Genomic DNA, 22,019 nt, shown 5'->3' on the forward strand with positions numbered 1-22,019 from the left:
GACGTCGAATAGGCTTCATGAATTACTTCGTGATCAAAAGACGACTTTTTGAACAACCTCTTGAATGAATCGCTTGCGGTATATTGTATGTTGGTCAACCTACTTGGCAACGGCGTATGTACGTCAAGGCATTAGCGGTTCCTTCACCCGCGCTGTTGCTGGCGAGACGACTGTCCAACTTTCTCCCTCCTATTTAGGCTAAGGTCCCGCCTTCTCTAAGAAACTATCTGGTACTACTGGATGTCCCACTTCCTATCGCAGTCACACCATTGCGATTCAATTTCATAGATTGCGTCCTTGTTAATCTCATTGACGAGAAGACGAGCCCCTGTACGAGGCTCGTCTTCTCCATGCAATAACTAATTCTATCAATCGTTATGGAACGCACAGAGGAACCGGCATGAACCGTCACTTAGACCGCCAAGCAGCCAGATCGCGACATTGGAGGGTCTTGCAAGTCTTGCGAGCTCGATCCACTAACCATCAATATCGTCCTATTAATAATAAAAGAGCTGCACAGCCGTTTGCGCTGTGCAGCCATAGAACAACATCTTTAATCGCAATTACCGCTTCGTACCCACTGCAATCCAGTTAATAAAGCCTACCGGCTCCATACTGAAGCGGATGCGGGAAATCGTCACGAGCGCAAATTCTTCCGACTTTCCCTTCAGCGTTGCTATGCATGCAGGGTGGTCTGTCATGGCTACGAATACATATCCGTTGTCTTGGAACGATTCCTCGAACGGAATAATGACCTCGCAGGACTCCTCTTGACCCGTAAACGCAAAGGACGTCAACCCACACTGTTGGAATGTCCTCTTGCTTGCCGATGGTACGCTTACTGGCGTGAAGGTCAGATTGCTCTCCGCTACTGCACCATCTGCCAGTTCCCTTGAACCGACCGCTCCCTCAGCCAGATGAGTGCCTGCTATCGCTCCAGGTTGCAAATGCCTCGCTTCAATCGACCCTTCCGTCACGATCGGCTTGCCGCTGCCGATCAGACTAACGACATCCGCAGACAGCTTGCTGACACTTATGCTGCCATCGGCAAGTGCGTCATTCGTAACAGCTCCTGCTGTCAAGTGATGCTCGCTTACGCTTGCATTCGCCAGCTTATCGCCATCTACTGCACCAGCTGTCAGATGATCCGCCACAATCGTGCCGTATGCAATGTGCGAGGTACGGACAGCCAGATCGGCCAGCTGATCCGAACCAACAGCGCTGCTGGCAATTTTGCTTTCGGTCACAGCTCCGTCTGCCAGTTGCTCACTGCGGACCGATCCGCCAGCCAGCTTGCTGACCGTCACAGACCCCTCCGCCAGCTTCGCTGTTGTAACGACGCCATCAACCAGCTGCACATTGCCTACAGAAGATGTTGCCAGCTTTGCTGCCGTTACCGCTCCGTCGACCAGCTTCGCCGTCGTTACAGCATTGTCGGTCAGCTTCGCTGCCGTCACAGCTCCGTCCGCCAGCTGCAAGCCTCCTACCGATGCCGTTGTCAGCTTTGATCCCGTCACCGAGCCATCTGCCAACTTCGCTGCCGTTACAGCGCCATCCGTCAGCTTCGCCGCCGACACGGATCCATCCGCCAGCTGCACGCTGCTGACCGATGCGGCTGTTAGCTTCTCAGCTGTTACCGCTCCATCTGCCAGCTTCTCAGCCGACACGGCCCCGTCTGCCAGTTTCGCACTCGATACCACGCCATCGACAAGTTGTTCCTCACCGACCGACCATGCTGTCAGCTTAGCTGCTGTTACAGATCCGTCTGCCAGCTTCTCAGCCGACACGGCCCCGTCTGCCAGTTTCGCACTCGATACCACGCCATCGATCAGTTGATCCTCACCGACCGACCATGCTGTCAGCTTAGCTGCTGTTACCGCTCCATCTGCCAGCTTCTCAGCCGACACGGCCCCGTCTGCCAGTTTCGCACTCGATACCACGCCATCGATCAGTTGATCCTCACCGACCGACCATGCTGTCAGCTTAGCTGCTGTTACCGCTCCGTCTGCCAGCTTCTCAGCCGACACGGCTCCGTCTGCCAGTTTCGCACTCGATACCACGCCATCGATCAGTTGATCCTCACCGACCGACCATGCTGTCAGCTTAGCTGCTGTTACCGATCCGTCTGCCAGCTTCTCAGCCGACACGGCTCCGTCTGCCAGTTTCGCACTCGATACCACGCCATCGATCAGTTGATCCTCACCGACCGACCACGCTGTCAGCTTAGATGCTGTTACCGCTCCATCCGCTAGCTTCTCCGCAGACACAGCTCCGTCTGCAAGCTTCTCAGCCGACACAGCTCCGTCTGCCAGTTTTGCAGTTGATACTGCGCTATCGATCAATTGATCTTCACCGACCGACCATGCCGTCAGCTTCTCTGCTGTTACCGATCCGTCCGCCAGCTTCTCGGCCGACACAGCTCCGTCTGCCAGTTTCGCAGTTGATACTGCGCTATCGATCAGTTGATCTTCACCGACCGACCATGCCGTCAGCTTCTCTGCTGTTACCGATCCGTCCGCCAGCTTCGATGCTATTACACTGCCATCGGCAAGCTTCGCACTCGACACTGCGCCGTCGATCAGCTGCACTTCACCAACCGACGATGCTGTCAGCTTTGCAGTCGTCACGGATCCATCGGTAAGCTTAACTCCTGTTACGCTGCCATCGGCAAGCTTTGCATTCGATACCGCGCCATCGACCAGTTGCACTTCACCGACCGACGATGCTGTCAACTTCGCAGTCGTCACGGATCCATCGGTAAGCTTAACCCCTGTTACGCTGCCATCGGCAAGCTTTGCATTCGATACTGCGCCATCGACCAGCTGCACTTCACCGACCGACGAGGCTGTAAGCTTCTCGTTTGTCACAGAGCTGTCAGCCAACTTCGATGCTGTTACGCTGCCGTCTACAAGCTTTGCATTCGATACTGAGTCATCGATCAGCTGCGCTTCGCCTACCGACCATGCCGTCAACTTCTCGTTCGTCACAGAGCTGTCAGCCAACTTCGATGCTGTTACGCTGCCGTCTACAAGCTTTGCATTCGATACTGAGCCATCGATCAGCTGCGCTTCGCCTACCGACCATGCCGTCAACTTCGCAGATGTCACCGAGCGATCGGTAAGTTTTGCCGCTGATACACTGCCATCTGCCAGCTTTGCTGCCGAAACCGCACCATCGATCAGCTGCACTTCGCCTACCGACTCTGCAGCTAGTTTCTTACCTGTAACGGAGCCGTCTACCAGCTTCGCCGACGTCACGCAGCCATCTGTCAGCTTCGCTGCCGATACCGCGCCGTCCAGAAGCTGCAGCCCGCCTACCGATGCTGCCGCCAGCTTCGCTGATGTTATAGATCCGTCCACAAGCTTCACTGCCGTAACAGCGCCATCCGCCAATTTCACAGTCGATACAGCACCGTCGACCAATTGCAGTTCGCCTACCGATTCCACGGCCAGCTTCTCTGCTGTCACCGATTCACTCGCCAGCTTATCAGCCGTTACAGCTCCATCAATCAGCTGCACTTCGCCCACCGATGCTGCCGTCAGCTTCTCTCCAGTCACCGATCCGTCGGCAAGCTTCGTTGCTGTAACAGCGCCATTCGTCAGCTTCGATGCCGATACGACGCCATCTGCCAGCTGCGTGCTGCCTACCGACGCAGCCGCAATCTTCGCCGCTGTTACGGAGCCGTCTACGAGCTTCGACTCGGTTACGGCGCCATCGGACAGCTTCGATGCCGATACAGAACCATCCACAAGCTTGAACGAGTTAACCGAACCATTCTGCAGCTTCGATTCCGATACTGCACCATCGGCCAAATGCACGTTATAGACCGATGCTTGCGTCAGGTTCGCTGCTGTAACTGAACCTTCCGCCAGCTTAGCCCCAGTAACTGCACCATCTGTGAGATGCACCGCGTAAACTGACGCCTCTGCCAACTTGGACGCGATAACAGAGCCATCTACAAGCTTCGAAGCCGTAACCGAATCATCAGCCAGCTTCTCTTCCGTAACCGATCCTTCTACAAGCTTCGATTCCGTTACAATCGCATCCGCCAGATGGATGCTCTTAACCGCTGCATAATCCAGCTTCTCCGCCGTCACCGCTCCATCCGCAAGCTTTCCGTACGTAACGGAACCAGTTGCAAGCTCGCCTGTGCCTACCGATCCGGCAGCAAGATGAATGCCCAGCACTGCACCTGGAGCCAGCTTCGCGCTTGTGACGCTGCATTCGTTCAGATGGTTCGCGTCTACCGAACCGTCTGTCAGCTTCGTGCCATCAACCGATCCTTCGGCCAGATGTGCTAAACCGACAACACCCCGCGCCAGCTTCGAGCTCGTAACTGCATCGTCTGCCAGATGCTGCTCACGAACGGCTTCATCCTGCAGATGAACACTGCCTACTGCATACTCATCAAGCTGCCGCTCACCGATAGCGCCGCTCACTAGCTTCTCCCTCGATATAGAACCTGAAGCGAGCAGCGCGGAATCGATCGAAGATGGCTGCACGAATTTCGATGCATCCCACAATCCATTCAACTTACGCAGCGACACCGAACCGTCTGCCAACTGCTCAGCTCCGACGCTGCCAGCAATAAGATGCGCGCTGTGTATGCTGCCCTCGGCTAGCAGTCCGCCTGTCACCGTACCTGGCTTCAGCTTGCTGCCATTCAAGCTGCCTTCCGGCGCCTTGTCGAAGGACAACGCATCACCAGCTAGATGAGCAAGCGTTACAGAGCCTTTGCGCAGATGATAACCTTGAATCGACTCTGCCTTCAGATGTTTGCCCGATACCGACTCGAGCATCAGATGCTCGCCGCTCACGGAGCTTGGCGCGATTTTGTCGCTGTTGACTGCATCCTTCTGAAGTGCCTGGCCGCTCACTGCATAAGGGGCAAGATGCTCCGAGCCGACCGCGCCCTGCGACAGATGAATGCTGCGGACAGCACCGTCAGCCAAGTGTTTAGCCTGCACCGTGCCGCTCGTCAAGTGCGCAGCATTAATGGCTCCATCCCGGAGATGAATCGAGCCGACAATACCGCCCTGCAGATGGCTTGCGTCCACGCTCTCAGGCGACAAATGTTTCGATTCGATCGCACCAGGCAGCACATGATCCGAACCAACGCTGCCGGATGTCAGATGAATGCCGAATACAGAACGTTCCGCAAGATGTCGGCTGCCCACCGAGTCCATTGCCAGATGACGCTCCGTGACCGCCTCGTCTGCCAGTTCACGCGATGTAATTGCCGATTCCTTGAGCAGTTCTGATGAGATCGCGCCAAGTTTGACGTGTTGAGATGAGACTGCCCGCTGCGCAAGCTGATCCGTTCCAACGGATCCATCCGCAAGATGCAGCTGCTGCACGGCATCATCCCGCAAATGTAAAGCGCCAACGCTTCCGTAGGCGAGCTTCTCGCTTGACACGCTCTCGTTGCCGAGTTTGTTCGTTGTGACAGCATAATCCGTCAGTTTATCCGTCGTAATCGATTCTGGCGACAGCTTCAGCGAATTCACTGCATAGTCGGCCAAATGGTGTGCGAATACCGTACCGAAACCGATATGACGCTCCGACACCGATTGCGAAGCCAGCTTCGCCGATGTGATCGCACCATCCTTCACCGCATCGCTCTCTACCGACCATTCGGCCAAATGACGCGCCTCAATCGCACCTGGGCAGATGTGAGATGAATCAATCGTCTCCGTCTGGATCGACTCGCCCGTAACAGCGCCTTGCGACAGATGATAGGAACGAATCGAATCCGGCGCAATTTTATCGAAAGTAACGATCTCATCCTTCAGATGCTGCCGGTCAACAGCGCCCTCAGCCAATTTCCTCCCGCTCACGGCACCGTCTGCAAGCTTGATCTCAAGCACCGATGCATCTGCTAGCTGCTCTGTATCGACGGAATACAAGCCGATATTCTCCTGGAGAACCGACTGCAGCGCCAGCTTCTCGTTCGTCACCGACCTATCCTGCAGATGCGCTGCATCCACTGCACCTTTCTGAATCGCCTTCGACGACACCGAGCTTTCCGTCAGATGACGCTGTTCGATCGTATTATCCGCCAGCTTATCGGCTGTAACGGATGCACGACCTATATGCTTCTGCTGAACGATCTCATCCGCCAGCTTCGCCGACGTAACGCTATAATCCGCAAGCTTGGAAGAGGTTACCGCATGGTCGGCCAGCTTGATCGTCGTAACAGCTTGCTCCGACAGCTTCGTTGCCGTCAGCGTTTCATCGACGATGTGGCTTCCTTGTACTTGCAGCGCTGCGATATGTGTTCCGTGTACGGCCCCCGCTTGAAGATGCTCCGAGGATACCGCTTCGGCGGCCAGTGCGGATGAGGTGACGGACCCGGATGCCAGCTCCCGTGCCCCTACTGCTCCTTCGGTCAAATGCTCCGCGGCGATTTCTCCCGGAGCTAAGTGCTTCCCCTGAATGGCACCCATCGCCACATGCTCAGCCAACAGCAGTCCCTGCTTAAGATGAGCCGAGTCAATCGCAGCCTCGGCGATTTTGTCACCGGTCACTGCGCCGTTACGAATTTTCGATTTCGTAACAGCACCGTCTGCCAGCTTCGAATTATTGACGGCTTCGTTCGCAATGCTTTCCGTTTGAACCGCACCGCTTCTCAGCTTAGAGGAAGTAACGGTCTGTTCCTCCAGCAGATCGCCCGTAATGGAGAACGGCTTGAGATGCTTCGCGTCAATCGAGCCCTCGGCGATTTTGTCCGAGCTGATCACGCGGTCTGCAAGCTTCTCGCCGGTAATACTGCTATCGCGCAGCTTGTCGCCCGTAATGGAGCGGTCGCGGATCTTTTGGCCGGAAATTGCATTCTTCGCTAGATGCTCGCCTGTAATGACTTCCTGCCCAAGCTTAGAGGATGTGATCGCACCGTCTGCAATTTTGACCGAATCGACCGCATAATCCGCAATCGCGTCCGTTCTGACTGCACCGCTGCTAAGCTTCGTGCTGTCGATCGCGCCAAAGGCGATTTTGTCCGCTACAACGGAACCGTCAGCTAGATCATCGGAGTAAATAATCGGCTGCGGTCGTGGCTTCTCCGGCTGGCGCTTCTCCTCCAGCTTCGCAAGTTTCTCCGCTTGAAGCTGCTTCGCGGTCTCTTCTGCTGCTTCTTCCTCTTCTTCGATAGCAGGAACGACGTCGATCGTCTTCAATCCTGCTGCTACAGCGGTTTTGTCAGCCGGCACAAAGACGACAATGCCAGCATTAGCCGCCGCTGCTGCCGGATTCACTGCAGCTGGTGAAGTCGTCTGCTGCGGGAGTTGTTCGATAGGCGGCTCTACTTGCGCCTGCTGTCCCGCCGAATCAAGTTCGCGTGGTAGCAGCACCGATACTTGCTCGCTATTTACTGCTGGTGTTGGCTCTGTATCCGATGAAGCCGCAGGTTTTGTACTATCGCTTGATTGCGGGCTTCGGAGGGTGGATGTTGTCTTCGAGGTTGGCAGGAGCGACAGCTTAGAGCGCGGCTCCCCCCTCTTCGAGGATGCGACCAATTTACTGACAGGCGCAGATTGTAATGCTGCTGCGCTCGAATGAATCGTCACTTCAGGCTCTTGCGTCTCGGAAGATGCTGTTACTGGTGGTGTCACAGCTTCTTGAACGGGTTCAACCGCCGCAGATTGCGAAGTTGTATGGATAGTTTTGGACGAGGCAGACGCACTGCCCTGTTTCTTCTTTACTTCATCCAGCCAGCGAAGCTCGGATGTCGAATTCGGATTATCGACATAAAAAAACGGTTTCTGTCCTTTGGGACTTTTCCCTTTCTTGTTTTTCATAATAGCCCTCTCCTTCATCCACCTAAGATGTCATAGGCAATATATGCGTTCACCCATAGGCGCGCGACAAGCAAATAAAAAGGCTGCGATTCGATTTCCTCGAATTCGCAGCCTTCTGGCTATTATTTGATTTACACTTCCAGTGCTACCCGCTCATTCGTCCGAGGACGATTCGCTGAAGACGTGCTGCCGAACCGTTCAGGCCGGCAGTCGTAAATATCAAGCTCGGTCTCCTTACCGTCCAGCAGATCCGCAACCAGGAAAGCAGTTCCTGGGCTAAGCAGAATGCCGTTGCGGTAATGACCAGCCGCTACTACGATTTCTGGTCTGCCTTCCGGAATTCCGATTAACGGTCTTCCGTCGCGCGTTGCAGGACGCAGTCCCGCCCAACGCTTCACCGTCGGCTTCCCGGCAAGGAACGGGAAGGAGCGGTCCGTGGCGCGGATTAAACGTTCAATGCCTCGCTCCGTAACCGTTGTATCGAATCCTGCTACATCTTCCGAAGCTCCGCATACGATTGTTCCATTCCCTTTGCCCACCCAATAAGCCTGGCTCGTGAATACCATATGCCGCACCTCTGCTGGCGCAGAATCGAATGCACAGATCTGTCCGCGTATCGGATGCACTTCCGGCGAGAATCCGAGCGTCTCTGCATAAGCGCCCGACCAGGCACCCGCGCAAATGACTAGGCGATCCGCCTCATAACGCTCGCCCGATACCGTCGTAACAGCAACCCCAGCTTCACTGCCGCTATGCACAGCTGCGATTGGTCCAGCATAATCGACGAGGCGAACGCCAAGCCTGCGGCATGCTTCATGGAGCGCAACGACAAGATTCGGTGCGTAGACATGGCTTTCCTCTGGGCAATACAACCCAGCGACCGCGCGCTCTGTGAGCCGCGGCTCCAGCTTGCGCAGCGCAGCGCCTTCGACGAGCTCGGCACGGGCGCCGCGCGCGTTCTGCCACAGCAGCCTTGTCTGCATCGGAAGTACATCCGCCTCGTGGAAAGCAATGTTCAAACTCCCCGTCCGCATCAGTTGGGCGTCCATACCAGAGCAATCCTCTACAGCATGCGTCCAAGCGTCATACTTGCCGAAGCTGTATAGACACAGATCGAAGAATGAGTCTGGCTGCTCCGTATTCTCGGAGTACGGAGCCAGCATGCCGGCCGCTGCTCCGGATGCCTGCCCGCCGAACCGATCCGGCTCCAGCACGGTTACCCGCTTGCCCCTTCTCGCCGCTTCGAACGCACATGACAGCCCGATAATGCCGCCGCCTGCGATTAGGACATGCTCTCCCATTAGAGGGCTCCTTTCGCAGGGGACGCGAACAACGAATCATCTGGTGCGCTGCTAGCCGATGCATATCGTTTCTTCGGAATCCGGCCTGCCAGATAAGACAGACGGCCCGCTTCGATCGCCAGCTTCATTGCCAGTGCCATCGCGACTGGATCCTTTGCTTTCGCTACTGGCGAGTTGAGCAGGACTGCGGAAGCCCCCAGCTCCATTGCCTGCGCCGCATCTGCCGCCGACCCGATCCCGGCATCGACGATAATCGGCACATTCGCTTCTTCAATGATTAATCCAAGGTTATAAGGATTCATGATGCCAAGACCTGAGCCTATCGGAGAGCCGCCTGGCATGACTGCTACAGCGCCTGCTTCCTCCAGCCTTTTGCACAGAATCGGATCATCCGATGTATATGGCAGCACATCAAAGCCTTCCTTCACGAGCTGCTCCGTTGCGCGCAGCGTCTCGATCGGGTCAGGGAGAAGGGTGCGCGGATTGGCGCTGATCTCAACCTTAATCCAGCTGCCAAGGCCTGCCGCACGCGCCAGCTTGGCGATGCGAACCGCTTCCTCCGCATTATTCGCGCCCGATGTGTTAGGCAGAAACGTATAATGGCGGCCGCTTAGATGCTGCAGAACCGAATCATCCTCGACCTCCTCGAGGTTGACGCGGCGAACAGCGAACGTTACAACCTCTGCACCGGAAGCCGTCAGCGCCTGCTGCAGCACATGAGGGCTCGGGAACCGTCCCGTCCCCAGCAGCATTCGGGATTGCAGCTTCACCCCGGCAATTACGAGCGAATCTTGATCGTTCATCATCATCAGCCTCCTCCTACAAAATGAACAAGCTCCACCGCTGCGCCCTCTCGAATCGGCGTACGGCTCCATTCCTCGCGAACGACAATCGCGCCGTCCAGCTCCACAACGATCCGCCTATCCTCCAGGCGGTGCTGACAGATCAGCTCCCACACCGTACGGGCGGTCGTTCGCTGAGCGACACCATTGACGGTTACACCGGTTCCGGCAAAATCATGCGGCTGCGCTGCGCTGCTCTGGCTATCATTAGGACTTGAAGTGCCTTGACTTTGACCTTGTCGGCTTGGGCTTTGGCTATGGTTGGCTGCGGCATTCAGCCTCGCCTTGAACGCGCGGCATACCGCCGCGGGATCGTCAGCTCCTACGATTTCGGATACGGCGCAGACGCGATTCGCGCCTGCAGCGATGACTGTGTCGACATTGCCAAGCGTGATGCCGCCGATCGCAACAAACGGAATGCGGATCTGTGCGGCAGCCTCCTGTACGTAACTCGTCGTTACAGCAGCTCGGCCAGGCTTCGTTCCCGTTGGATAAACGGGACCAACGCCGATATAGTCGGCACCGCCTGCTTGCGCAGCCAGTCCCTGCTCGATGCTGTGAGTCGAGATGCCAATTATCCGATCCGGTCCGAGCAGCTGCCTTGCTTCCGCCAAGGATAGATCATCCTGCCCGAGGTGGACGCCATCTGCATCCGCCTCCAGTGCAATGTCGATATGATCGTTTATGATAAGCGGTACGCCATAACGTCTCGTCAATTGACGAAGCTTGTGCGCGTTCTCGCGTATATCCTGCTTCGATGCGGTTTTGTCCCGCAGCTGTACGATGTCTGCCCCGCCGATGAGCGCTTGCTCAACCACGTCAACGATCGATCGACCAGGGTGATAGTTGGCACCCGTAATGACGTACAGCTGAAAATCAAGTTTCGATGTTGATTCAGCCAACGATACTCTCCCCTTCCTTGTGCGGCTGCAGCATGGTCATGCACAGCCGGATGGCTTCACCTGCGTCGCTAGTGCCTTGGACAAGCACTCGGCCGTCCGAGAACAGCACGAGCCTCTTGCCGTCTGGCAGTTCTGCTTTGGTTAGGTATGGATTAACAGTCAGCGAGCAGCCCTGCTCCTCCAGCAAGGGACGAATCGCATCCAATGCAATCGCCCCCCCCAACGTTACCTGAACCGAATCGCGCCCGCACAGAACTGCTGCCTCAATCGCGGGCGTGTCATCGTAGCGCCGGTCAGCAGCCGTTGAAGCGGCTGTCCCGCAGCATGAACAGCGGGGACTGCCGCTTGGCAGCTTCATCTCTCTGACGCGGAACGACCAGATGTCCGCGGTCACCCATGTTCCGCGCATCGCTTCGCGATTGCCGCAGAGCCACTTGAGCGCTTCAGCGGCCTGAAGCGCGGCGACGAACTCGACAGCGGGCGAGATAACGCCCACTGTATCGCATGTGTCGGCGCCATCGTCTGCCGCGCTGTCGCCGATCAAGCAGCGAAGGCAGGCGGTCCGGCCAGGAATGAGCGCTGCGCTCATTCCTTCAGAAGCCGTTACGCCGCCGTAGATGAGCGGAATGCCGAGGCGGAAGCAAGCATCGCTGAGTGCAAGCCGCGTCGCAGCATTGTCGGTGCCGTCGAGCACAAGGTCGACGCCTTCCAGCAGCGGGCCAAGCGTCCGCTTGCTGACGTCGACAACATGGGCTTCGATGCGGACACCGCCATTCATCCGCTTCAGCTTCCGGGCAGCAGCGACGGCTTTCGGCGCCGCATTCCGCGCATCCTCCTCGTCGAACAGCATCTGCCGCTGCAGATTGCTTGGTTCGACGTAATCGCGGTCGGCGAGTCGGACGATACCGACGCCGGCACGCGTCATATGCTGGGCCAGCGAGGCGCCAAGCGCGCCTGTCCCGACGATGAGCACTCGCGCTGCCCGCAGCCGCTTCTGGCCATCCGATCCGATTGGCCCGAATCGGATCTGCCGAGAGTAGCGGTCGCCGAAAGCCGCTTCATCCTGCACCGCTTCGAATATTTCGACCGGATGCAATGTTTGGAGCGCCTTATTATCCATAGATCGAGCTGCCCCCTGTCCGGAATGCAGCAGATCGTTCTTTCATGCCGACCACGATTGCTTCCTCGGTGTCCAGTCCGTTATCGGCGGCATAGTCGCGAATATCCTGCGTAATGCGCATGCTGCAGAACTTCGGTCCGCACATCGAGCAGAAGTGAGCCGACTTTGCCGCCTCCGCAGGCAGCGTCTCGTCGTGGTATTCCATCGCCCGTTCAGGGTCGAGGGACAGATGAAACTGGTCGCGCCAGCGGAATTCGAACCTTGCCTTCGACAAGGCATTGTCACGAATTTGTGCGCGCGGATGGCCTTTGGCAAGATCTGCCGCATGCGCAGCTATTTTGTACGCGATTACGCCTTCACGCACATCGTCCTTGTTCGGCAAGCCCAAATGCTCCTTCGGCGTCACATAGCACAACATCGCGGTACCGAACCAGCCGATCATCGCGGCGCCGATCGCCGATGTGATATGGTCATAACCCGGCGCAATGTCTGTCGTCAGCGGCCCAAGGGTATAGAACGGCGCTTCCGAGCAGATTTCCATCTGCTTATCGACGTTCTCCTTGATCATGTGCATAGGCACGTGACCAGGCCCTTCGATCATGACCTGCACATCATGCTTCCATGCGATCTTCGTCAGTTCGCCAAGCGTCGCAAGCTCCGCGAATTGCGCGGCGTCATTCGCATCTGCAATTGAACCCGGGCGCAGGCCGTCGCCAAGCGAGAAGGAGACATCATAGGCTTTCATAATCTCGCAAATATCCTCGAAGTGCGTGTACAGGAAGTTCTCCTGATGATGGGCCAGACACCACGCCGCCATAATCGAGCCGCCGCGCGATACGATGCCTGTTACTCGCTTCGCAGTCAACGGCACATAGCGCAGCAATACGCCTGCATGGATCGTGAAGTAGTCGACGCCCTGCTCCGCTTGCTCGATGAGCGTATCGCGAAACACTTCCCACGTCAGATCTTCTGCGACGCCGTTCACTTTCTCCAATGCTTGATAGATGGGCACTGTACCGACCGGCACTGGCGAATTCCGTATAATCCACTCGCGCGTCGTATGGATGTTCTTGCCCGTCGACAAATCCATGATCGTATCCGCACCCCATCGAGTCGCCCACGTCATCTTCTCGACCTCCTCATCGATTGAGGAGGCAACGGCCGAGTTGCCGATATTCGCATTAATTTTCACATGGAAGTTCCGTCCGATAATCATCGGCTCGCATTCGGGGTGGTTAATATTCGCCGGAATAATAGCCCGCCCTTCGGCTACCTCGAGGCGTACGAATTCAGCGGCCATGCCTTCGCGAATGGCGATATACTCCATCTCCGGCGTAATGATGCCGCAGCGCGCATAATGCATCTGCGTAACGTTGCAGCCAGTCTTTGCTCGCAACGGCCTGCGGGACAGGTCCGGAAACTGCTCGAGACCTTTGAGCGCGGCGCGTTCCGCGCTTGCAAAGCCGTTATCCTCTGGTTTGATTGCTCTTCCGTCGTAGCTCTCCGTATCGTTCCTTGCTTCAATCCAGCGGCTGCGTACCGATGGAAGACCCTGACGAATGTCGGCTTCGTAGTTCGTATCCGTATAGGGTCCGCTGGCATCATAGACACGCACAGGCTCATTGATCGTCTCCTGGTCTCGAATGACACTCGGCGCGAGTGCGATCTCTCTCATTGGCACTTGAATATCTGGCTGCGATCCCGGTATGTACACCTTGCGGCTGCCTGGCAGCGGCTTCGACAATATTGGCATCATTCATCCCTCCTAAAGATTCTGCGAATGCTGCGTCCATCTTCTTCACGGAGATAGACTTACAGCTCCTTGGTGCGAGCTGTATGCGAAGCATCAACAAAACAAATAGGAATCCCTAGGAGGCATGCGCCTGCATGGTAGCTTCCTCCGCCGAAGCCGCACTTCTTGTTCACCGAGTGAAAACTTATATTCCCTCAGATGACAAAAAAGCCGCTTCCGGCGAGGGAAGCGGCTGAAAAGCGCTGTCGATCGCACATTACTCATGGATGTCTGAAACGACGCAACTAGACCGCACATGCGGCCGCGATCGCAGCAACAATGACCTTGCTTCCTGAGTAATATGACAAGACGAACATTCGCAATTTAGACCACTTTCCTACGCTGGCATGACCCAGATCAGGTTCAAAGGGACCAAAGCATCTCGCTTTATCTCAGCCCATAAAGGCGCCCCTAGTGGATTTCCTGAACAAACTATACCCCCATGCTCCGAAGGTGTCAACCCTGTAATTTCCAACCAAAACCGCTGCTGGAAAGCGATTTGGCTATACCGGTGCGCATAGCGTAACGCTCCGACGCAGCTTGCCAGCTGAAATACGTCTCTGCTTTCTCGCGGCTTCTCCGCCCCATCTCCAGCCGAAGCTGGTCGTTGCTGAGCAAGTAATCGAGTTTCGCGAGCATATTAGCCGTCAAGCTGGTTGGCTCGGCAAGCAGCCCGGTCACACCGTCCTGCACGATCTCGCTAATCCCGCCGATTCGGGAAGCCACAACTGGGATCCCCGCCGCCATCGCCTCCACATTGACAAGCCCGAATGCTTCCCGACGCACAGATGGAACAGCAAGGACATCCGCCCCTAGCAGCCAGTCCGGCACCTCGTTGTAAGGAACATAGGGAACGAATCGGACGCTGCCGCCCAGCTTCGCAGCCGCTCGTTTCAGCCTTCGCGAATAGACCGACGAGGTGTTCGAGCCATATTGTGGACTGCCGACAATGACGAGCATGGCATTCGGATGCCGCTTCAGCAGCCTTGGCATCAACTCGATTAAGTGATGAACCCCTTTGAGCGGGATGAGTCTGCCAAGATAAAGAATTACCTTGCGTTCCGTCCAGTCATTGGCGCGGCGAAGCCGGCTGCGCCTTAAGCCGCCCTCAGCGGATTGGACAGACGGGAATCGATGCGTATCGGCACCAAGATGAACGACGACGATTTTGGAAGCAGCCTCTGGCACTTGTGCCGCAACAATCGACCGCAAATAATCGCTGTTAACGATAATCTTCTCCGCCAGTCTACAGCTCCGCCGAAGCTCAAAGTTCGAGATATGACGACGCTGAATAAATGTAGAAGAATGCAAATTAAGCCACATGCGCGCATACGGATGTTGTCTGCTAAGTTTTATGAGCAAATGCGGCCGATTTTCCACCTCGATTATGTCTGGCTTGAAACTTGTAATCGCTTGGCTGACAGCGACAGCATACCGTGCTTTATTCGCTGCTGCGAACCGCTCGCAGACAACACCATTCCATACGCCCTTGCGCGGTAGTCCAGCTGCCGTACGGCCATATATTCGCGGCTCTACTGAGCCTGTCAGCATTGGAACGATATGCTCGATTACCCGCTCAACCGAACCACCCTTAAGCGAGGGCAGCGGGTAGGCGCCAGGCGTAACATAAGCGATCTTCAGCGGTCGGGACATGCTCGCGGGCCTCCTCCTCCGCACGTTCGTGCGCATGCGGGAATATGCTACAACAGCATACGCGCAACTGCTGCCGCTCGTAACACTTTCCGCCCGAAACAGGCACTAATTAAGGCTTCTGATTACCTGCTGCCGCGACTGGACAAGAAGGCATTCGCACCGAGACGGGCCGTTGCATAGAGAAGCAAGTAACCGCCTCCTATTAGAAAGGCTGGATTCAACAATACGCTGTGCACCTCCGTCATATAGACCGTATCGTCGCGGATGACGCGCAGAATGGTGCTACTAACAGCAGATCCCGCGCAAATTAGTGCAAATGACGCCAAGCCATCTGCCAACCGTCTTACTGCCGTCCATCTGACGAAACAGCTTATGAGAACAACCGTTGCAATTGCTAGACTTATTCCAATGATCCATTCCATATTCGAATCTCGCTCCATTCGTAATTGATCTTGTATTCATCATCGACGCAAACGAATTTCGTTAAACAACGATACACTTAACGGTTGCATCGTCAGCATCAATGAACTACAATCGTATTCAAACGTATGGAAGGGAATCTTCGCCATGAGTACACAATTGCTTCTTTCGATTCAATTTCATCATTTCAGTCAGCGTTAGCACTCCTGTAAATTTTCAGGGAGGGCTAACGCTTCTCGCGTTGGCCTCCCTGCCGCATACAAGCGCGCGGGACCAGAGGTCCAGCGCGTTTTTTATTTTATATTGCGGAAGAAGGGGAAAACGCATGATGAACAATGTGAAGGGTACCGTCGATTATTACGGAGTAGAGCAGGCACAGCGGAGTCGAATGATCCGCCGGATGGAGGAACTGTTCGCGCTGTATGATTACGAAGAGGTCGAAACGGCGATATTGAACGAGAAGGAACTGTTAACCGCGAAGTATTCCGGCGGCGATGAAATTGTACAGGAAATGTACACGCTCAGCGACCGGGGGCAGCGTGAGCTTGGTCTGCGGTACGATCTTACCGTTCCGTTCGCTAAGCTGACAGCCGCAGAAGCTGGACTTCCGATGCCTTTTCGGCGCTACGAGTTCGGCAAAGTGTTCCGTGATGGTCCTGTAAAGCGAGGCCGTCTGCGTGAATTTACGCAATGCGATGTTGATGCAGTAGGCATTGCCGGCCCAGAGGCTGAAGCGGAGCTGCTGCTGCTTGCCGCGCGTGTATACGAACAACTCGGCATTCCTGTCGTGCTGCGGTGGAACAACCGTCGTTTTCTTGCAGAATGGCTGATTGCCGCTGGCATTGCAGAAGACCTATCACTAACCGTCATGTTAACGCTAGACAAAATAGCTAAGATCGGCCGAGACGCCGTCCGCGCCGAGCTCCTTGAGAAAGGTGTCACCCCAACTGCCGCTGATACCGTTCTTGCCGCCATCACGGATGATCTGCAAGATAAAGAAAGTTCAGTGGCATTCGAACGGCTCTGCACTGCATGCAACATTGGCGATATGCCTGGCGCACGCGAAGTGCGATCACTGCTGTCGCTGCTGGACTCCGTTGGCTTATCATCCATATGCCGATTCGATCCGTCGCTGTCTCGTGGCTTATCCTTCTACACGGGTACCGTCTATGAGGCTTTCGATGCGAGCGGCAGCTATACGTCCAGCCTTGGCGGAGGCGGCAGATATGATGCCATCATCGGACAGCTGGCAGGCAATCCTGACATTCAATATCGGGCGGTCGGCTTCTCGTTCGGGCTTGAGCCGATGATGGAGATCGTGCGCGAACGGCTTGCTCCGATTGAGACTGCTCCTGTCATCGTTGTCCCGATTGGCAGTACAATCGCTGACGCGATGAGAGTCACAGAAGCGATTCGTTCATGCGGTATACGAACAAAGCTGTCGCCTGCGGGCCGCAAGGTTGGCAAAGCACTTGCTTCGGCGGCGTCGGCAGGCTCCAGATTCGCTGTTCTTATCGGTGAGGACGAGGCACAATCAGATACCGTGCAATTAAAAGATATGGCTGCGAGAACAGAGGAGCGGCTGGCTGTCGAAGAAGCGATCTATCGGATGGAGCAAGTGCTGCTGTGAGCTGGGCACGTGTGATGCACCGCGTCGATTTGTATTGATTTGTCGACGCGGATATGTCACACTAATCGGAGATTATCGCAGCAGAGTGCATAGAGGTTGTTCAAAAAGTCCGCTTTTGATCACGAAGTGACTCAGGAAGCCTATTCGACATCGAAGATCGCGTTCACCTTCGGAGTCCGGAGATTATGCTTCCGATGTAGGTTTCCGCTGGAAACCTTGTACTCATGTAGGTTTTGCCTACACTCCGTTCCTCCTGAAGTTATTTGCGTTTCTTGGGGCGTTACATCCTGCGAGCAAATAACCGCTACGTAAGCATAAGCTGTTCAGGTTCTCGCAATCTTCTCGGCGGACGAAAACCGAACTTTTTGAACTCGCACTTATAGAAAGGACGTGAAGGGACCGGCATGTGGATTTGGTTGTTTCGCGCCATGACCGAATTGACTTCCCGCAAATCGATTTCCCGGCTGACCGGCAGCTTCGCCCAATCTTCAGCGAGCCGCAGGTTTATTCCGCGTTTTGCCCGTATGTACGGCATCCGGGTGGAGGAAGCCGAGAAACCTTTGAAGGACTACAATACATTAAACGAGTTTTTCACCCGCCGGCTGAAGCCTGGCATGCGTATGATCGACTCCGATTCTACGGTCGTCGTCAGTCCCGTCGACGCGCTTGTTACCGGCGCTGGACCTATTGATGCAGGCACGATCGTCAACGTAAAAGGACAAGACTATACCATTGACGAACTGCTTAATCAGTCGCCAAGGACCGAGAATTATAAGAACGGTTATTATGCCGTCCTTTACTTAAGCCCAACCGACTATCACCGCATCCACGTTCCGGTTGACGGAACGATTGAGGAACGCGATTATATTCCGGGCAAAGTGTATCCGGTGAACGAGTTCGGACTTCGTCACATGCGCCGGGTACTGAGCCGTAATGAACGGCTGGTTACATACATAAGGCACAGCGTCGGCGAGACGGCTGTCGTGAAGGTCGGCGCGCTCAATGTGAGCAGCATACGCTATACGGAGCCGCAAACGCGGCAAGCCGAGAAAGGCGCCGAGCTCGCCTACTTCGAATTTGGTTCGACCGTCGTCCTACTCATGGAGGACGACACATTCATCCCGCGCTCCGACCTCGCAGTCGGACTGCGCGTCAAGATGGGCGAGCGGCTTGGCTCGCTTCGCAGCGAATAACGGAATAGCCCGCGCCCCCTGTATCACGCAGGGGGCGCGGGCTGTTTAATTTATTGCAGTCGTACACTTTCGGTTAGTTATTGGTGCTTTTTCGCTCCTATTGTGCCCGTCGACGCACTGCTGCCAATCGACGTATAGAATACTTCTACTTCTATCCTTCCATCAACTGCAACAGCGCGACACCATACGGCTCAAGCTCAACGACCCCAATAACCTTCTGATGGTCAAGCAGGCTGAGCATCGTCATAGGCAACTGCAATTGCTTCGGCTCGCGACTCAGGTTCAAGACGAACCATACCTTGCGCCCGTCCTCGCTCTCGCGTGCCGTTACCTGAACGCCCTCCGGTAAGTCGGGCCATCGATCGAGGCCGCACTGATAGGATAGGCCTGTCAGCAGGTCGGACCAATATACTTCCTCGGGAACAGTCCCGACATAGATGACCGTACCTTCACCGTAACGATTCGACGTTACTGCCGGCGTCCCCCCGTAGAAGCCTGTTCCACTATCGCCATATCTCGCCAACACCTCTGCCGTTGATGGCTCCAGCAGATCGCACCATTGCGAACACTGGTATACTGTCCCGTCAGCAGCAACTAATGACTGAGCGTCGTTACCAACAGGATCATATTCTTTCACGACTACGCCAGCAGCATCAGCCAAGGGACCAGGCAGCGGCTGCATCCAGCAAATGTTGTTCTCGTTCTTCACCCCGGTACGTGCTGACAGCACCAATGTACCGCCGCCGGCTGCATACTGCTTCAGCGATTCCGCTGTCGCTTCATCAAGCAGATAAAGCGCTGGCGCCACGACCAACTTGTACGCAGCAAGCGATTCCCGCCAATCGATCACATCAACGCCAATCCCTTGTTTTACAAACGCGCGATGGATCGGTTTCAGGTTCTCATAATAGTCAAATCCTTCAGACTGCGGCTGCAACTGGAATGCCGAATGATGCTCATGCGAATAAAGAATCGCTGCTTCGCTTCGTACGCTTGTTCCTTCGAGCAGCGGTGCCACCCGGTTCACTTCCTCTGTCAATTGGGTGAACTCCGCAAACCTTCTGCCCGGCACATTGCTGTGATCGATCAGTCCGTGCCAGAACTGTTCAGCCCCAACCGTCCCGCTCCGCCAACGAAAATGAACGACTGCATCCGCCCCGCGGGCGAAGCTCTGCCACGAGAAAGCGCGGATAAAGCCAGGATACGGCGCACGCCACATCGGCATCCATGCGCCCGGCGGTCCGCTAAGCTGCTCCATGATCCAATAATTGCGGCGTTTGAAGCCGCGCACCCGGTCGAGAAGCAGCGCGCCGCTGTAAGGATTCGTCTCGATTTTATCCGGACTCGTGTTCGGATAATAGTCGAAGGAAGCAAAATCGAGCGGCTCGTACAACCGTGGATTGTCAAGCGGTATCGGCGCCGACCACGTATTATGCGTGATGAAATGATCAGGGCATAATCGACGGAGGATATCGACCTGCAGCTGCTGAAACTCGATGATCGAGTCGTTCTGAAACCGTCGGAACTCCAGCAACAGCGATGGATTCTGATGAGGAGATCCGCCGATCGGCGTCCGCACCTGCGACCAATCGCTGTACTCGCCGCTCCAGACGACGGTCCCCCACTCCCGATTCAGTAGATCCAGATCGCCATTGAATTGCAACATGAGCCGCTCCCGGAACTTACGTGTGCAAGCTTCGCAGTGGCATAGATTCAACATGAACTCATTGTCCGTCTGCCACCCGATCACCGCAGGATGATTCCCATAACGTTCAGCCAGCTTCTGAACAATCGCCGTCGTGCTTCTTCGCATCGAAGGGCTGTTATAACAACGGTGCCCCCTCACGCCCGCCTGCTGCGGATGACCCTGCGCATCGATCGGCAGCACATCCGGATAATTCGTCGTCAGCCACACCGGCGGAGTCATGGTCGGCGTGCCAATTACGACCTCAAGTCCATAACGATGGAACAAATCGATGGCTTCATCAAGCCAATCGAACTGAAACACGCCTTCCTTCGGCTCCAGCCGGCTCCAAGCAAATTCCGCAACGCGTACGACGCGTGCACCTGACTCTTTCATTAACTGCGCATCCTGCTCCCACATAGAGCGATCCCAATGCTCGGGGTAATAAACCACGCCAATTTTCATCCTATATTTCCTCCTGCGAAAACGTATCCACTCGTTGATTCGCCCATTTCCTAATATTTAAGAAACAACGATCCATACCTTCGAAGCTTATATATCTTTCAGCTCATCAAATCAACCAAGAACATTCATACACCTTCAGAATACTGTTGATTCTAAGAGGTGTAAATCCAACAATATTAAATGAAATACAACAATATTAATGTTCATTTGAAGTGCTTTCCTAGCAGTATGTTATGATAAGAGTAGAATCGGAGTTAAACAAACAGCCTTCATTATTGTTAGAATATTGGATTGGAATCTTCTTACAAGGAGAACACTATGCGGTTAGCCTATTATCCTATGCTCAGTCCCAAAGTGCTGGATCTTCCGGTCTACATGTGCTTTACAGGTGCAATCCACCAAGATCCAATCAGCCGAGATGATAGCTTTCCTTATTTTCAATGGATTCAATGTGTCTCCGGCAAAGGTAGACTTATTGTCGGGGGAACTCAATTTGATGTGGGCATCGGCCAAGGGATGCTGTTATATCCCAATGAGCCTCACGAATACTATGCGACGAGCGAAGAGCATTGGGAGACGCATTGGATGGTATTCGGAGGATTCGCAGTCGAAAACATGGCGAGACTTGCCGGAATGACACGATCCGGCAGCTACACGCTGTCAAACAGTGATGTGACGCTCTCTCATATAAGAACAGCATGTACGATTGTCCGTACGGGGCAGCACTGGGCCGGACTGGAATGTGCCAAGATCGCTTATAGTCTATTGATGGATATCAATCGATTCATTACCTTTCATACAGAATCCACCGAGCAACAAAGCATTAGATTGCAACGTGTGGTCGAATATATGGAACAGCACTACGCCGAAGTTATTACTTTGGAGCAATTGGCCGCTGTTCTCGATATTTCTCTCCAGCATCTCTGCAATCTGTTCAAGAAAGTGCACGGAAAACGTCCGATTGAGTATTTAAATCATGTTCGCATCAACAAGAGCAAGACGCTTATGTTCGAGCACAAAAGCCTGTCAATTCAAGAAGTAGCCAGATGCGTTGGATTTGATAATCCGGGTTATTACAGCTCAGTGTTCAAAAGCTTGGAAGGAATAACACCCTCCTTATTTCAGCGATTGAATGGCTTGCGATAACAATTCCTTCATCCGCTAGAAGAAGTTCAGAAATAAACGCAAAAAGCAGTCTGCCCTCCACGGAGGATAGACTGC

Annotated in this window: 12 protein-coding genes and 1 riboswitch; of the genes, 3 read left to right on the forward strand and 9 right to left on the reverse strand. The window is 55.0% G+C overall.

Annotated features, from left to right (window positions below; genetic code table 11):
• Positions 1-563: 563 nt before the first annotated feature.
• From H8B09_RS14950 to H8B09_RS14985, 8 genes are all read right to left on the reverse strand, one after another.
• Positions 564-7,796, reverse strand: a complete 7,233-nt coding sequence (locus tag H8B09_RS14950) for a WIAG-tail domain (protein ID WP_191204304.1) — start codon at positions 7,794-7,796, stop codon at positions 564-566.
• A 131-nt stretch (positions 7,797-7,927) separates the two neighbouring features.
• Positions 7,928-9,097 carry a glycine oxidase ThiO gene (gene thiO / locus H8B09_RS14955; protein WP_191204305.1) on the reverse strand — a complete coding sequence of 390 codons (1,170 nt, stop codon included), beginning with the start codon at positions 9,095-9,097 and terminating at the stop codon, positions 7,928-7,930.
• The gene (locus tag H8B09_RS14960) at positions 9,097-9,906 is read right to left on the reverse strand and encodes a thiazole synthase (protein WP_191204306.1); all 810 of its coding nucleotides are present in this window, start codon (positions 9,904-9,906) and stop codon (positions 9,097-9,099) included. Before H8B09_RS14960 ends, thiO begins: the two co-directional genes overlap by 1 nt.
• On the reverse strand, positions 9,906-10,841 hold the full coding sequence (gene thiE / locus H8B09_RS14965) for a thiamine phosphate synthase (protein ID WP_191204307.1): 936 nt from the start codon (positions 10,839-10,841) through the stop codon (positions 9,906-9,908). Before thiE ends, H8B09_RS14960 begins: the two co-directional genes overlap by 1 nt.
• Positions 10,834-11,961, reverse strand: a complete 1,128-nt coding sequence (locus tag H8B09_RS14970; RefSeq protein WP_191204308.1) for a ThiF family adenylyltransferase — start codon at positions 11,959-11,961, stop codon at positions 10,834-10,836. The genes thiE and H8B09_RS14970 overlap by 8 nt, the downstream gene beginning before the upstream one ends.
• A complete protein-coding gene (thiC, locus tag H8B09_RS14975) occupies positions 11,954-13,714 on the reverse strand; it encodes a phosphomethylpyrimidine synthase ThiC (RefSeq protein ID WP_191204565.1) in 1,761 nt (586 codons plus the stop codon). Before thiC ends, H8B09_RS14970 begins: the two co-directional genes overlap by 8 nt.
• A gap of 356 nt (positions 13,715-14,070) precedes the next feature.
• Positions 14,071-14,176: riboswitch (TPP riboswitch) on the reverse strand.
• A gap of 33 nt (positions 14,177-14,209) precedes the next feature.
• Complete coding sequence (locus H8B09_RS14980) at positions 14,210-15,406, reverse strand: glycosyltransferase family 4 protein (RefSeq protein WP_191204309.1); 1,197 nt, start codon at positions 15,404-15,406, stop codon at positions 14,210-14,212.
• Positions 15,407-15,528: 122 nt separating this feature from the next.
• Positions 15,529-15,828 carry a hypothetical protein gene (locus H8B09_RS14985; RefSeq protein ID WP_224753615.1) on the reverse strand — a complete coding sequence of 100 codons (300 nt, stop codon included), beginning with the start codon at positions 15,826-15,828 and terminating at the stop codon, positions 15,529-15,531.
• 323 nt (positions 15,829-16,151) lie between these two features.
• Between H8B09_RS14985 and hisS the strand changes: the two genes are divergently transcribed.
• Both hisS and asd read left to right on the forward strand, forming a co-directional pair.
• A complete protein-coding gene (gene hisS, locus H8B09_RS14990) occupies positions 16,152-17,456 on the forward strand; it encodes a histidine--tRNA ligase (protein WP_224753616.1) in 1,305 nt (434 codons plus the stop codon).
• A 404-nt stretch (positions 17,457-17,860) separates the two neighbouring features.
• A complete protein-coding gene (gene asd / locus H8B09_RS14995; protein WP_191204312.1) occupies positions 17,861-18,649 on the forward strand; it encodes an archaetidylserine decarboxylase in 789 nt (262 codons plus the stop codon).
• A gap of 151 nt (positions 18,650-18,800) precedes the next feature.
• Here asd and H8B09_RS15000 read toward each other — a convergent pair whose 3' ends face one another.
• Complete coding sequence (locus H8B09_RS15000) at positions 18,801-20,798, reverse strand: beta-galactosidase (RefSeq protein WP_191204313.1); 1,998 nt, start codon at positions 20,796-20,798, stop codon at positions 18,801-18,803.
• 318 nt (positions 20,799-21,116) lie between these two features.
• On the opposite strand from H8B09_RS15000, the gene H8B09_RS15005 reads away from it, so the two are divergent.
• Positions 21,117-21,944: a helix-turn-helix domain-containing protein gene (locus H8B09_RS15005; RefSeq protein WP_191204314.1), complete on the forward strand. Its 828-nt coding sequence runs from the start codon at positions 21,117-21,119 to the stop codon at positions 21,942-21,944.
• The last annotated feature ends 75 nt before the right edge of the window (positions 21,945-22,019 follow it).

Source organism: Paenibacillus terricola (assembly GCF_014779765.1).
Classification (GTDB): Bacteria; Bacillota; Bacilli; order Paenibacillales; family Paenibacillaceae; genus Paenibacillus_T; species Paenibacillus_T terricola.